The sequence below is a fragment of the Halomonas sp. SpR8 genome (assembly GCF_031010195.1).
In the GTDB taxonomy this organism is placed as follows: domain Bacteria; phylum Pseudomonadota; class Gammaproteobacteria; order Pseudomonadales; family Halomonadaceae; genus Vreelandella.
Map to the genome: position 1 here is coordinate 341,352 of NZ_JAUAMC010000001.1, position 15,212 is coordinate 356,563.

General features: G+C 56.6%; 8 protein-coding genes. 2 read left to right on the forward strand and 6 right to left on the reverse strand.

Going from position 1 to position 15,212, the window contains the following annotated elements; genetic code table 11:
• The first annotated feature begins 156 nt into the window (after positions 1-156).
• Both QT230_RS01540 and cysQ read left to right on the forward strand, forming a co-directional pair.
• Positions 157-1,416, forward strand: coding sequence for a hypothetical protein (locus QT230_RS01540; protein WP_308319726.1), 1,260 nt, complete (start codon positions 157-159; stop codon positions 1,414-1,416).
• A 62-nt stretch (positions 1,417-1,478) separates the two neighbouring features.
• Positions 1,479-2,240, forward strand: a complete 762-nt coding sequence (gene cysQ / locus QT230_RS01545) for a 3'(2'),5'-bisphosphate nucleotidase CysQ (RefSeq protein WP_308319727.1) — start codon at positions 1,479-1,481, stop codon at positions 2,238-2,240.
• Positions 2,241-2,256: 16 nt separating this feature from the next.
• Here cysQ and rfaH read toward each other — a convergent pair whose 3' ends face one another.
• Genes rfaH through QT230_RS01575 form a run of 6 tightly spaced genes read right to left on the reverse strand, consistent with a single transcriptional unit; the run spans position 2,257 to position 15,211 of the window.
• On the reverse strand, positions 2,257-2,775 hold the full coding sequence (gene rfaH, locus QT230_RS01550) for a transcription/translation regulatory transformer protein RfaH (protein WP_308319728.1): 519 nt from the start codon (positions 2,773-2,775) through the stop codon (positions 2,257-2,259).
• A gap of 42 nt (positions 2,776-2,817) precedes the next feature.
• A complete protein-coding gene (locus tag QT230_RS01555; RefSeq protein WP_308319729.1) occupies positions 2,818-4,143 on the reverse strand; it encodes an aminotransferase class I/II-fold pyridoxal phosphate-dependent enzyme in 1,326 nt (441 codons plus the stop codon).
• Positions 4,140-11,537, reverse strand: coding sequence for a type I polyketide synthase (locus QT230_RS01560; protein WP_308319730.1), 7,398 nt, complete (start codon positions 11,535-11,537; stop codon positions 4,140-4,142). The genes QT230_RS01555 and QT230_RS01560 overlap by 4 nt, the downstream gene beginning before the upstream one ends.
• The gene (locus QT230_RS01565) at positions 11,534-13,168 is read right to left on the reverse strand and encodes an LTA synthase family protein (protein ID WP_308319731.1); all 1,635 of its coding nucleotides are present in this window, start codon (positions 13,166-13,168) and stop codon (positions 11,534-11,536) included. The genes QT230_RS01560 and QT230_RS01565 overlap by 4 nt, the downstream gene beginning before the upstream one ends.
• Positions 13,161-13,973 (reverse strand): SDR family NAD(P)-dependent oxidoreductase, encoded by an 813-nt coding sequence (locus tag QT230_RS01570; protein WP_308319732.1) that lies wholly within the window; start codon positions 13,971-13,973, stop codon positions 13,161-13,163. The genes QT230_RS01565 and QT230_RS01570 overlap by 8 nt, the downstream gene beginning before the upstream one ends.
• Positions 13,970-15,211, reverse strand: coding sequence for a capsular biosynthesis protein (locus tag QT230_RS01575; protein ID WP_308319733.1), 1,242 nt, complete (start codon positions 15,209-15,211; stop codon positions 13,970-13,972). The genes QT230_RS01570 and QT230_RS01575 overlap by 4 nt, the downstream gene beginning before the upstream one ends.
• Position 15,212: the final 1 nt, after the last annotated feature.

Genomic DNA, 15,212 nt, shown 5'->3' on the forward strand with positions numbered 1-15,212 from the left:
GTTAGTAAGGTTTTGAGATTTGTTGTTATATGTTGTGTTTACGAGTGGTCTTGATGGGAGAGCCGTTCGCACTTAATCTTTTTAATTTAAAGTATAGCCGCTAACGAGACTTTGATAGGGCTCCCGAGTGGCTTCATGTAGATCAGGAATTGTTATATGGCTACTTTATTGTCAGCGGTTGAAAAAAAAATGCCTATTTTTACAGCTGCCACGCCTGGTGCATTTAGAATATTTGTTATTATTTTTTCAAGCTTATTTGTTGCATCAGGTGATACCGCTATATTTTCAACAGAATATACGTTGGTTGCTTTTTTTGTCATGATCAGCGGGATTGGTTTTTCTACAATTCTTGTCAAAAGCATGGCAATAAATTCCAATATTAATGCTTTTTTCTGCTATTCATTGTCATCGGCTGTTATTGGCGGTGGTGTAATATTTTTAATTTCCTTTCTTGCAGCCTACTTGGTGCCTCTTCCAGACTTTTATTCAGTGCTTTTGTTGGTAATAGCCACTTCACTGTATCAGGTGTTCAGAAGCTATCTTATTTTTAATAAAAAGTTTTGGCTTCTTTTATTGAATGACGTTCTAGTCGGGTTTTTCTATGTATGCTTGCTAGTTAGTTACTTTCTTTTGTTTGATGAGTTAAAAGTCCATCAGGTTTTTGTTTTTCTATCTATATCCTATTTTCTATCTCTATTGGTCGTATTGCTGTTAGAAGTAAGAGAGAGTAGGGCAGAGGCTTCTTTTTTTAAGAATATACGCTTGGTTTCAAGCGGAAATACGATTTCAAGTTTAGTCGTTGGTGTGTCCAATGCCGCGAGTGGGGGGGTTAGCTTCCTTCTTCCCTCTTTTTTTATCGCTTTAGGAGGGGAGGAGATAGCGATTGTGGCGTCATTGGCTGTCTTGGTTTTTAGCTCAATCGCTGCTATTCCGAGAGGTATTATCAATAACGGCTCAGCATCGCTCTCTAGGATGGTGCTTAACGTTAAGTTTGATGATGTATTGGTGTCTGGGTTGAAAAATAAGATTAAGAGAGTGATAGCGCTGTTGTTTCCTCTTCTTTCATTTTTCATACTTGTGTACTTCTATTTTTTTACTAGTGTTAATAATTTTAGCTCGGTTTTTATATTTGTGATGGCTATCGGTTTCTATGTTGCAACAGCTCAGTTAGGAGTAGTTGAATCTGTATTGATTAATTTGTGTGGCTACGAAAGTATGGCTTTGATATTTAATACCGCTATGTTTTTGATGGTGCTCATCATCTTCATGCTTGCAAGCTTTACGCCGTATTTAGTAGGTGGGGAGCTTGCCGTCTATTTAGTGCCTTTTATTTTGGGTTTGAGTAATATATTTAGGCTTTATTGGTATAGAAGGTTAGTTAAGCAATTCTTCGCTAAAACCTATTCAAGTAACTAATCCAGCTCAGCCATTGCCACAATGGTTTGATTGTTCTCACTGACGTGACGGGGCTGCTCAAAATGCGTGATTTGATGATGAAAGTGCTGGCGCTTGCTCACCAAGCGGGCGATGCCATTATGGTGATCTATGCCAGGGAGTTTGAGGTCACGATGAAAGCTGACCATAGCCCTGTTACTGAGGCAGACCAAGCGGCACATAACGTGATCATCGCCGGGCTGGCGGCGCTTGAAGGTGATTTGCCAATATTGTCGGAAGAAGCAACCGCGGCGTTTACGGGCACCGCCTCAGAGCAGCGTTATTGGTTGGTGGACCCCTTAGATGGCACCAAGGAGTTTATTAAACGCAACGATGAGTTTACCGTCAATATTGCCTTGATTGATCACGGCCAGCCGGTGCTGGGTGTGGTGTTCGCTCCCGCGCTTGGGATAGGTTACTGCGCGGCGCAAGGCGAAGGAGCGTTTAAGATTGAGCAGCAGGGTGATTTAGTGCCCATTCGTGTTGCTGGTTACCCTTCGGCCGGGCAATCCTGGCGAGTGATGGCTAGCCGCTCAAGGGAAGAGGCCGCCATGCAAACGTGGTTAAAGCGGCTAGGTGACTATCAGTTAGTCCCTATGGGGAGTTCATTGAAGCTGTGCTTAATCGCTGAAGGGGCTGCAGATGTTTATCCACGTTTAGGGCCAACCTGTTTATGGGACACGGCCGCCGCGCATGCGGTTGTAGCGGAAGCAGGTGGCCGTGTTGTAACGCTTACGGGTACCTCGCTTAGCTACTCTCATCCTCAGCAACATCTCAATCCCCATTTTGTCGTTTGGGGGCATTGAGCCCTTAGCCTGCTGTTTATACCTTGCTTAAAGTGTCGATAGGGAGGTCGAGGTGCTGTGGCCGATTAAGCACATTAAGCAGCACGATGGCGCGCTCTTCGCCTTTGCAGCGGGTGAAGATGGCTTCGAGGTCTTTGAAGGGGCCGTCGGTGATGGTGACTTTTTCGCCGGCGCAGAAGTAGGTGTGAGTGCCTTCCTGGCGGTGTGGCTGCGCACGCAGGGCGTCGATTAACGCATCTGGGGTGGCTACCGGTCTGTTGCCGAATGTGAGCAGGCGAAGAACGCCACGGGTGGAGCGAATCGGTCGCCAGTCACTGGCGACCTGATCCAGGCGGATGAAAAGATAGTAAGGAAACAGCGGCTCGGTCACGGTGGTGAGCTTGCCCTGGCGTTTGCGTTGGCTATTCAGCACGGGATGGAACACCTCAAACCCTTGGTTGGTGAGGTGTTCGGCGGCGCGGAAAGATTCGCCCCCTTTGCATTGAATAACGTACCAGGAGGGCGTTGCGCCAATCTGGTCGCTGTGAGCGTTCATGCGCTTATCCTTTGGGCCTTAAGCGTTGTCACTGCTGCGACATTAGGACAGCAGCGCAGCGACTGCATCTAGCGTTTGGTCGATGTGTGCCTGGGAGTGGTCACACGAAAGGAAGAAGCGTAGCCGTGCGCTTTTTTCGGGTACCGCAGGATACAGAATCGGCTGTACGTTGATCTGCTGCTCCAGTAGAGCGTTGGAGAGACGGGCGGCTGCTGCTGAGCTACCGATAATCACCGGAACCACCGCCGCACCGATGCTTTTGCCGGTATCTAAGCCGCGCGCGCGGGCTTGTTCTAGAAAGTAGCGCGAAATGGCATGCAGGCGCTGTACCCGCTCTGGCTCTTGCTGCATCAATTGCAGCGCGGCCAGTGAAGGCGCGGCGACTTGGGTGGGCATGCCGACACTGTAGAGAAAGCCAGGCGCCAGATAGCGCAGGGTCTCCACCAGCGGTTTGCTACCGGCGATATAACCACCGCAGCCTGCCATGGCTTTGCTCATGGTGCCCATCCAGATATCCACGTCGCGCGGGTCGATATCGAAATGCTCGCGAAGCCCCAGGCCGGTGTCGCCGATTACGCCGAACGAGTGGGCTTCATCGACCATTAACCATGACTGAAAACGCTGCTTGAGCTCGATAAAACGCGGTAGCTCAGGAATGTCACCATCCATGCTGTAGAGCCCTTCGATTACCACCAGGACACGCTCAAACTGATGCCTGTGACGTGCCAATAACGTTTCCAGCGCGTCAGGGTCGTTATGGCTAAACGGCATGCGTTTGGCGCCGGAGAGCTGCGCGCCGACTAACGAGCTGTTGTGAATATACTCGTCATGAAGTACTAAGTCTTTGGGGCCGAGCAGGTAACCCAGCGTCGAAACATTGGTGGCGTGGCCACTGACAAACGCCACGGCGTCTTCGACGTCATAAGCCTTGGCCAGGGCTTGTTCCAGTTCCTGATGAATCGGCCGTTCGCCGGAGACTACGCGGCTGGCTGAGACTGACGTGCCGTATCGAGCCACGGCATCGCAGGCGGCCTGATTGATGCGCGGGTCGCCTGAGAAGCCGAGATAGTTGTAGCTGGCAAAGTTGATACAGTTTTTGCCGTTGATCACGCTGGTTGCCCCGGCGGTGCCTTCGTGCACCTTGAAGAACGGGTCGACCAAACCTAACTGTTCGGCGGCCTGGCGCATCATGGCAATTTGCTGATAGCCGGGCTGGGCATCAAAACGAGTAAAGCGCTCGGGCACCGTGCGCTGCTCAGCCCCTTGGCCATTGGCGGAGTGAGCGGCAGCGCCGGGCGCACGCGTCGCGGTACGCTTGCGTGCTTGTTGCAGTAGTTGCTGTTTCAGTTCAGAGCGCTTGACTGTCATGGTGTCTCGGTCGCGGGTGATGAGGAAGCGGACGTAGGCTCAGCGGTTAACCCTTCGGCGCCATGCTGTGCGGCCAGCGAGGCTATCGCATCTTGCGGGGCGTCTTCAACATCATCATCGTGCTGCTGCATTTTCTGAATCAGCACGCCCGCCAGTTTATCCAACGTCGATGCTTCGCTGAGCACCATCACTGACACCTGTACACCCAAACGGTTCTCGATAGCGGTCATTAGCTCTACGCCCATCAGCGAATCAAAGCCCATGTCGTAGACCGAACGGTGAATATCGAGCTTCTCTTCATCGATCAGCAGAATGCTGGCCAGTTCGGCGCGTAGCAGGTCGGTGACCGTGCTGTGCAGCTCCTCGGGGGAGAGGTCGGCCAGTAGAGCGCTGATATTGTCGTCGGCATCGACACTGCCGTCGTCGTCACTGGCGCGGGCAATTTCATTAAAGCGCGGCGCTTCAGCCGTGGGCAGGAAGCGGGCAAGCGCGCCCCACTCCAGTTCCAGCACACCCAGGCTTGGCCCAGGGGTTAGCAACATTTGTTCGAGCACGTTCAGCGCGTCATCCGAGCTTAGCGCGGAACCGCCGAGACGCTCTTGCAGGGCATCCCGGGTGCGTGTGTTGCGGGCCAGGAATCCGACATCTTCAATCGCGCCCCAACGCACGCAGGTCGCCGGTAATCCCGCTGCGCGGCGGTTGGCGGCAAACGCTTCCAGCCAGTGGTTGGCGGCGACGTAGTTGGCTTGGCCAGGGTTGCCGAACAGGGTGGTCGCCGACGAGTAGAGCACAAAGAAATCCAGCTCGGCCTCGCGGGTCAGCGCATCGAGATGGCGAGCACCGTCGATTTTAGGCGCAAGCACTTTTTGAATGCGCTCAGCGTCCAGATTGCGAATCAAGCCGTCATCGATCACCGTGGCGGCGTGCACAATACCGCGTAGCGGCGCAAGCTCACCCTCAACACGCTCAAGTACCTTGGCCAGTGCAGTGCGGTCGGTGATATCGCAGGCGGCAGCGATTACTTTTACGCCTTGCTGCTCAAAAGCAGCCACTGCAGCTTGGGCCTCTTCGCTGGCGGGGCCGCTACGGCTGAGCAGAATTAGCTGCCGCGCGCCTTTTCCGACTAGCCATTGCGCCGTTTTTAAGCCGAAACCGCCCAGGCCACCGGTCACCAGGTAGCTCGCTTCGGCAGATAGCTGCATGGAGGCCGTGCCCAGTACGTCGTTTTGCGGCGGCGCGATGGGCTGTTCGTAAGTAACGACCACTTTGCCAATCTGGCGTGCCTGCTGCATATAGCGGAAGGCATCGATTACCTGACTATGGCTAAATGAGGTAAACGGCAGTGGGCTTAGCGTGCCGTCGTTAAACAGCGCCATCATTTCGCCAAACAGGCGTTGGGTAAGCGCGGGCTGCACTTTCATTAGCTGATCGGAGTCGATACCGAAGTAGCTTAAGTTGTTGCGGAACGGGCGCAGTCCGATATGGGTGTTTTCATAGAAGTCGCGTTTACCCAGTTCCAGGAAGCGGCCGAACGGGCGCAGGGCGCGCAGGTTCTGGTTAATCGCTTCCCCGGCCAGCGAGTTAAGCACTACATCGACGCCCTCGCCATTGGTGTCTTCGAGGATCTCTTCGGCGAAGGTGAGCGAGCGAGAATCGTAGAGCCGCTCGATGCCCATCAGGCGCAGGAAGTCGCGCTTCTCTTCGGAGCCTACCGTGGCGTAAATTTCCGCCCCCAGCCACTGGGCAATCTGCAGCGCGGCAATGCCCACGCCGCCTGCAGCGCCGTGGATCAGTACCTTCTCGCCGGGCTCTACCCGCGCTAATTGTTTGAGCGCGTAATAGACCGTGAAGAAGGTCGTCGGGATAGTAGCGGCAGCGGCAAAACTAATGCCTTCCGGCAGCGGTGCAACCGCATGCTGGCTGGCGATAAGCTTATCGCTAAAGCTGGCGGGGCCGAACCCGACCACGGCTTGGCCTGGCGTCACATGGGTGACATTACTCCCCACGCTTTCTACCACGCCCGCAAATTCGAGGCCCAGCGTTGGTCCGGCAAAGCCGTTCTCTATGGCTTCATCAGAGAGCAGGCCCAGGGTGTACATCACATCGCGGAAATTAAGCCCGGTGGCTTTAACGCTGATTTCAACCTCGTCGGCGCTGGCTTCCGGCAGTAAACGTGGCCGCCAGCTTAACTGGCGCAACTGGCCGGGCATGGCAAAACCGAGACTCATTGCCTGACGTGGCTGCGCGGTTTGCTGTATCGAATCGGGGCGAGGTGCTGGCAGCGTACGTAGCCGGGTAGCAAAGCGGTGGCCCTGGTCATCAATAAGCGCTTCGTTCTCGCTGTCCGGTTGGGCCAGGAACATTGCCCAGGCGCTAAGCGCGGGTTCGCTGATCGCCGCCGGGACATCGAGCAGATAGACGCTATGGCCTACGGCTTCGTTGGCCAGCGAGCGACCAAAGCCCCATAAGGCGGCATCGCCGGGAACTTCAGCTGCGCTATTACCCTCGCTGGCAGCCGATTCGTGCCAGAGCGTGCTTAGGCCGTTGGTGACTAACCATAAGGACGCGGTGAGTGATTGCTGCTCTAGCGCCAGCGTCCACTCCAGAGCGTGCTCACAACGGGCAGTTTGCGCATCGGTGGTGTTGGCGCCGAGGCCACGCAGGTCAATCACATTGAGCGTTTGCTCACTATGCTGGGCGAGTGCGGAATGGCTCAACGCCTGGGTCAGCAGCTCAGCGGGCGCGCCTTGGCTCACGCTGAGCAGCGCCGGAGTGCCTAGCTGTTGCAGTGCCTCAACCAACTTGGCAGCGAGTGCCTCGCTGTGCTGATCCGCTACGACCAAATGCCTGCGCTGTGTTGAGCTGGCAACGGCGTCTACGGATGGCGTATCGAGAGGATAGTGGGCGTGAAGTAAGTAGGCGCCGCTGTCGCTCTCTTCCAGCTTCATCGGCGAGGAAACCACAAAGCCCTGGTCGTTCAGCCAGCCGACCAGCGTGTCTTGTTCAAGCGGGGTTTGATCGATGCCTGGCGTGGCCAGTAGGTCATCCAACCAGCGGCTGGGCGCTATGCCTACCAGCATTACCTGAGCGCCGGGGGCCAACTGTGCTGGCAGCGCCTCAATTAGCTGACGCGTGGCGGTTGGCTGGGTGATATCGACACTCACAAACGCCAGCTGCGATTTTTCAACGCTAGCGGGCGCGGCTAATGGGGTGGGTTCGTTTGGGTCCAGGTGCAGCAAATCGATAAGCGGGAAGCGTTCTTGCATCTGCTCCGCCTGATGGCGCGCGCTATCGAGGGTCGTGATCACCCTGTAATGCGTTAGGTCGTGGTAAAGCGATTGGGCACTGCGTTCCAGCAGGCGCTCGCCTAAAGCCGGTGCACTGGGCCCCGCTTCTAGCAGTTGCAAGCGCTGTCCGGCGGGGAGCTCTGCGATCAATGCATCGATCAGCTCACCTAACTCGCCTGCCAACGCCTGCCAGCCGCTTTCGCCTACCAGCACACGGTTTAAGCGCGCTAGATTGTCCTGGTTAATGCCCAGGCTTTCCAGGTCACTCGTGTTGCTGCGCAGCGCCTGCTGATGCAGTCCTAAACGCCCCACTAGATGAATGGGCGCAAAGTAGTCGGGGTAGTCCTGCACCAACAGTTGCCAGATATCGTCCGGCGCGTGCTGCGCTTGCTGTTCCGCCTCTTGCGAACCTTGTTGGGCAAACGCTTCGCTCAGGCTATCGAGCAGTGGGGCGACTTCGCTGCCGTAGCGCTGGCCGGTACGTTCGGCGTAAACGCTGGCGATATCGGCCAACCGGGCGAGCGCATCACCGGGCAGTGCCAGCGGCTCCGCCTGCAGCGGCGCTGGCGTCAGTTGCACATCCAAATAGCTGAAGTGCTGATGACGAGCGCGGTTGAGACGAATTGCCTTAAAGCGGGTTTTGCTCAATACGGCGACGGCATTACCCGCGGCGTCATAGAGCTCAAAATCGGCGGTAAAGGAGTGCGGTGCACGCTTGCCCATCACGGCGCGGGCGAGAACCGGCGCACCGGCCTGGGTGTTGACTTGAATGCGCCCCACGCGAACCGGTACGAAGGCGAGCTGGGCGGCAAACTCGCTGTGCTGGGCGAGCAGCGGGATAAACATCTGGAAGGCGCTATCCAGAATGCCAGGGTGTACGTGCAGGGACGCTAACTGTGCTGCTACGTCCTCCGACAAGGCGATTTCGCCAATCACCGTATCGCCGTCAATCCAGCCGTGGGAGATCGCCTGGAAAGCGGGGCCGTAGTGCAGGCCAATACGCTCGGCCATTGCCAGGTGGTCTGCCAGCGTGTAGTCCGGTGCTCGGGTGGGCAGCGCTGGCGCTTTGCGGTTGAGCAAAAAGCCACGGCTTTCGCGCATGGTGCGGGCGACGGCATTCAACTGCCACTCAACCCCGGAGGCGGGTTCGCGAGAGTGGATCTCCAGGCGGCCATCTACCGGCAGGTAAGTGAGGCGCATTGAACGTCCATGGAGCCCATCCAGCAGCAGCGGCGCACGAATTTCCAGCTCTTCGATATCAAGCAGCGGGCTGTCTTTTAGCTGTAGCGCTGCGGCTAGGGTGAGCTCGACAAAACCGGCGCCGGGGAATACCGCACCTTCGCCAACAACGTGGTCGGCAAGCCAGGGCTGACGCTGGGTGTCGAGCTGGCTTTCCCAGGTGTGCCCGTGCTGCGCCAGCGGGTAACCCAGTAGCGGGTGCTGGTAGTAGCGCGAAAGCAGGCCTTGGCCGTCGTTGGTGCCATGAACCCAGTGGTGGCTACGCTGCCAGGCATAGCGCGGTAACGGCACGCGCTGGCCTACTACCGGTAGCTGGCGGCTATTGATAGCAAGACCGCTCAGCAGCAGTTGACTCAAGCAGCGCTCAAGCCCCTCTAGGCCCGGCTTGTGGCGCTCAATGGTGCCAAAGACCAAGCCTGGGTGCTCCAACTGGCGCAGTGATTCATTGAGATAGCGGCGCAGGATGGGGTGGGCGCCAATCTCGATAAAGACGTTATTGCCTTGTTCAATCAGCGCGCTCGCGGCGGCGTCAAACAGTACCGGCTCACGGATGTTTTTCCACCAGTAGGTGGCGTCCAGTTCGAGGCCGTCGCTGAGGGCGCCGGTCACGGTGGAGTAGTAGGGGATTTGCGTCGCACGCGGGGCGATATCTGCCAGGGCATCGATGACGCCCGCTTTAATACTGTCCATCGCGGGGCTGTGGAAGGCGTAATCCAGCGGCAGGCGTTTGGCAAATATATCCTGCTCGCTCAGGGCGGCTTCCAGTGCGCCTAGCTGTTGACTATCGCCTGCCAGGGTAATCCCTTTCGGGCTGTTGATACCGGCCAGGCACACTTGCTTGAACTCGGGCTTTTCGAGCCACTCGGCGATAGCATCGGCGCTCATGGCTACGGCGGTCATTTCGCCTTGACTGCGGGTTTTGCCCTGGTAGTGGCTGCGGAAGTAAATGACTTTGACGGCGTCTTCCAGGCTCAGCGCGCCGCTGGCCCAGGCAGCGGCGACTTCACCCACGCTATGGCCGAATACCGCAGTAGGGGTAATGTCCTGCTCGTAGAGCCATTCAGTGAGCGCCACTTGCAGCGCAAATAGGGCAGGCTGGGCGATCTCGGTCAGCCCGAAGCGGTTATCATCGCGTTGCCCGTTACGGCCTTCTAATTCGGCGCGCAGCGAGAAGTCACCGTGCTGCTGAAAGAGCGCGTCAACGCGGTCGATAGCGGCAGCGAAAACCGGCGAATCGTTGAGCAGATCGCGACCCATGGTTTCCCACTGGCAGCCGTTGCCATCGTAAACGAACACTGGGCCTACCGCATTGGGTAAGCCCTCAAGCGTGGTCAGGCTGTGCGTTTCACCGGCGGCAAATGCGCTGAGCTGGGTGGCCGCTTCTTCAGTGGTTTGAGCAAACAACAGCGCCCCATGACGATGCCGCTCACGGTGGTTGAACAGCGTGTAGGCGATGTCATAAAAGCGGCTGTCGTCGTTTTCGCGCAGATAGGCAGCGAGATATTCGGCACTTTCTGTTAAGGCGGTTTCGCTGCGGGCGCTTAAGCGAATCGGCAGCGGCGCGTTGATAACCTGCGGCTCAGGCGTGGCTCGCTCGGGTGGGCTTTCCAAGATAACGTGGGCGTTGGCCCCGCCAAAACCGAAAGAGTTCACGCCAATCACCAGGCGGCCCTGTTTTTTTAGCGGCTGGCCTTTCGTGACGACTGACAAATTCCACTCATCAAATTTGATGCGCGGATTAAGCTTGCGAATACCAATGGTCGCCGGCACTTCTCGGTGTTGAATGCTGTAGAGCGCTTTGGCAAGCCCCGCCGCGCCGGAAGCGGTTTCCAGGTGGCCCAGGTTGCTTTTCACCGAGCCAATCAGTAGCGGCGTTTTACGCTGCTGGCCAAGCGCTTCACCAATCGCACGGGTTTCAATCGGATCGCCCACTGCGGTGCCGGTACCGTGGGCTTCCAGGTAGTCGATCTCGTCCGGCGAAATGCCTGCCTGCTCGTAGGCGCGCTTCATCAGGTCAATCTGAGCGCTGGGGTTGGGCACCGTCAGGCCGGATTTATAACCATCAGTGTTGACCGCAGAGCCTGCGACGACGGCAATAATATTGTCGCCGTCGGCTACCGCCTGGTCGTAATCTTTGAGCAGGAAAATACCGGCCCCTTCCGAGCGCACATAGCCGTTGCCTGCTTCGTCAAACACTTGGCAGCGGCCAGTGGGCGAGAGCATGCTGGCTTTGGAGAAGATGATAAAGCCGTAGGGATGCAGGTGCAGGCTTATGCCACCCGCCAGCGCCATGTTGGTTTCACCACTGCGAATCGCTTGGCAGGCTTGGTGAAAGGCCACCATGGAGGATGAGCAGGCGGTATCCAGCGACATGCTGGGGCCGTGTAGATCAAATACGTAAGACAAGCGATTCGAGGCGATGCTCGAGGTGTTGCCGGTGGCGGTGGAGGCGTCAATAGCCCCCATATCGTCGGCGATTCGATAAGAGTAATCGAGACTGGCCACGCCTAAGAACACCCCGCACTGACTGCCGCGCAGTGAGCTCGGCACAATGCTGGCGTCTTCCATAGCTTCCCAGGCGAGCTCTAGGAGCATGCGTTGTTGGGGATCCATATTGGCCGCTTCGCGGGGCGAAATACCAAAAAACTCGGCATCAAACCCGCTGATGTCGCCTAGGCTGCCAGCGGCAAACGTCACGCTGGTGCCGGGGTGGCGCTTGTCTGGGTGCTGATAGGCGTCAAGGCTCCAGCGGTCAGCAGCCACTTCGGTTACTAAATCTTTTTCGGCTTGCAGGTCCTGCCAGAACGTTTCAGGGGTGGTGCCTGGGAAACGATGGGCGGCGCCGATGATGGCAACGCGTTTAGTCATTCTTGCTCCTGAGGTTCTGGTTCTGCCTTGATCACATCGCTACTTATACCGTGTCCAAACACCTGTTTGAATAGTTGGACACCCAGTTCGTTTGCGGCCAGTTCGTGTGGCTCACTGCCTGTCTTGACTTTAGCCGTATTAACATCAGCCGTTGCCAAATACGCCGTTGCCGTATATTCCGTTGACCATAACATGTAGGGGGTACGGCTATCAGGGGGCGTAAAGTGTGCATACGCCTCCGACAGAATCGGCACATGGTCCCCATACCAGCCTAGCAGGCCTGGTCGATTTGCTGTATTCAGCGAATTTTTAACGCTTTCCAGCATCTTGTCGGATTCACTTAAATGGTGCAAATAGACCGCGAGGTCACGCAGATGGCCGGGTAGCGGCCACGGCGCATTAGGCAGCGTTGCCGCTAACGTCGCTTGGTTCGGTGCTTCTAAATGTAGCGGGCCGTGATTTTCCATGGTGATAACAAAAATAAATAGCGGCCTATTATCGTCATCTTCAAGCAGGCGTCCAATCTTTCGTGCAACGGCTAAGTCACCAATGTACTGACCGTTTTTGTCGCTGCTCTTGAAGGCGTTGATATCTATAAAGTGGTCAAAGCCTAATTGGGGGATTACTTTGTGGCGAAAATAGAAACTCGCTAGGTACGGATGCACGCAGACGGTGCGATAGCCTGCCGCTTTTAGCGCGCTCGCCAAACTGGGCCGCGGGTGGCGTGACAGCGTGCGGTATGGGTTAAACTGGCGCGCGCCCCACTGGTCAGGCGTAATGCCGGTTAATACGGCACACTCAGTACGCACGGTATTAGCCCCCCAAGCGGGCACGTTTAATGCGCCGTGCAGGGTGGCGTTTGCGCGGGTGGCGTCGAAATGTTTGAGCACTTGTGCGTTTACGTCCGTACACCACGGGCGCGGGTCGAAAAACGCTTCACTCTGTACCAGCACTATATTAGGCAGTGGTTGTTCGCTTTGATGCGCTTTCGCGACTGGTGTTAAAGCGTGAAAAGGTGATTGCTCGGGACTGGGAACGGGGGAGCGCATTAGCGCGACACCGTAGGCCCACAGGCTGGCGAAAAGCCCCAATCGATGCATGTCTTCCACGGGCTGCAAGGTAATGGCAGGTAGTCGAGGGACGCTAATGGCAAGCAGAATCGTCCCGGCGGCGATCAGCCCAAACGCATTGATGAGAAAGTGGCTAGCGCCTGCGCTGGTCACCAGCGAGCTTTCCCAGTAAAAAAACGCACCAATGGCGACCGCAGCGGCGCTACTGGCGGCAATGGCCAAGCCAATGCCGAAAAAGGGCACGTATAAACGCGGATGCAGCACCGCATCCCAAAAGTATTCAAAATCGTGACAAATAAACGGTTCATAAAGCGTATGCGATTTGGTGTTACTCGACTGCACGACCACCAACTGCAGCGAGAGAAATACCATGACCGCAAACCAGGGCCGCTGGAGAAGCAACACCAAGAGTCCAAACAGCAGTAGCCATGAGCCAATATGCACACCACTCGCTGCTATACCGCGCTGCCAGAAGGGGCGCGGCCGAGGGCTAAGCAGGGCTTCAAACACGCCGCTGATTAACAGCCCTGCAAGTAGGGGCCAAGCGAGTGTGTCAATCACGGGGCAAGTCCCCTGGGTGATTAAAGCCTGGGTGATTAAAGCCCAGGCGTTTGATCAGCCACTGGGAAACCCCGGCGGGCAGCACCGCTAGCCACCAGGTGCCGAAATTGAGCGGAAAAGGAAAGCTGATGCGCGCACGATTAGCGCTAACGCCGCGCTTGATGACGTTGGCGGCGCGTTCTGGCGGCCACTCAAAAGGTTTTGGCCCGGGCATGGCTTCGCACATAGGCGAGGTGACGTAGCCGGGCATGACCACCGTGACACCAATGCCATGGGGGGCTAGCAGCCCGCGAAGTCCTTCGCCGTAGGCCTTAATGCCTGCTTTGCTGGCGCTGTAGCTGGGCGTCGTCGGCAAACCGTGCCAGGCAGCGAGGGAGCTAATCAACACCAATTGACCGCTGCCGCGGGCCTGCATGGCGGGCACTAAGTGCTGCACCATGGCAATGGGGGTTTTTAAGTTGAGATCCAGCAGCGCTTGCACATCTTCCCATGGCTCGAGCGTGCCCTGACCTTCGGGGTGGGTGTTTTTTCCCGCGTTGGCGATGACGATATCCGGCACTTGCTGCGCGCAAACGTCCGCTAACCAGCGTTGTAGGGCGTGGTCGTCAGTAAGGCTGATTGACGAGAGCGTGACCTGGGCACCTTGCTGGCGACACATCTCCGCAAGCGCCTCTAGCTTCGCCATTTGTCGACCGTGTAACACTAGATGCGTACCAGGGGCCGCATAGGCGCGGGCTAAAGCGCCACCAATGGCCCCCGTGGCGCCAGTGATCAGCACACAGCGTGAATGTTGCGACTGGCTCACAGTAACTCCTCCAGCGGCGACGGGCAGGCTTCCAGGATGCGGGCGGCATTATCCACCGCTAAATCGATACTGGGCTGGCAGTAATAGCCACCATTGACCTGAACGGCGTGCATCACGGTCTTTTGAAAATAGCCAAACAGTTCGCTGCTAGGCGGCTGCGGTTGCTGCCAAAAGTCCGCCAGCTCTCCCTGGTAGGTCAGCCCATCCAGGTTGTAGATTGGGTCGCTGAGCGCGAAAGTCGGGCACTGTTTCTCTAGCGACACGATTCCCACGGTGCTGTTAACGGTCACGTTGCCCTTGGCGTGTTTGAGCAGCGCATTAAGATCCCCCGACTCTAGATACACGATGCGCTCTTGCAGCCCATAACGCTCGGCAAGCTGCTTGATCACTTTAGGATAGTTGACTAACCCCATATCCAGCGGGTGATTCTTAATACACAGCAGCGTATCGCTGGGCGCGTGTTCGGCAAACGACGCCATTACCTCATCCATGACGGCCTGCATATCGGCGTAGGGTGAGTGATGGCGTATCTGAGCGTCACTATTGAGCTGCAGGGGCAGCATAAAATAGCGGCGGCCGCTTTCAATCAGCGTTTTGATGCGCTCGGCATCGCGCTTTTTCCACACCGCTTTTAATTGAGTAAAGCGCTTGATGTAGCCCGCGTACTCGACGGGGGCGGTAATCGGCGCGTGATTGCGGTAATGCGGCGCAACGATTGGATTGGCCAACCCGGCCAGATGATAGCCCACATCGTGCATTGCACGAATTTTGAAGGAGGAACGAAAACGCACGGGGGCGGGTGGCTCAGGCAGCGCTTTGCCGGTTTCATAAAACCAAGTGGGGTCGCGGGGGAGCAGCGAGTGACCGTTAACGCCTTCGCGCTCCAGCGTAATCCAGAACGGGCGAAAGTAGCCCTCCTCGAACACATGAGTGCGCACACCAGCGGCGGCGGCATTATCGACTGCGGGGCGATGAATAGGGCGGCGGTCACCGAACAACACTTGGTCGGTAATGGCGTACTGCTGCCACAGGTCTTTGATATAACCGGGTAACTCTGAGGTAGGGCCGCGAAACAGGTGGCTTACACCATGAGTACGTTGCCAATAGGCGATGTCGCCCGCATTGAAGTTGACCTTAACGACATGATGCCCATCGTTTACCAGGCGCTTGGCTAAGCGCTGGTAAAACGGTGAGCAAACGCCCTGCAAGAATAAGAATGCACGCTTCTGATGCTTCAAC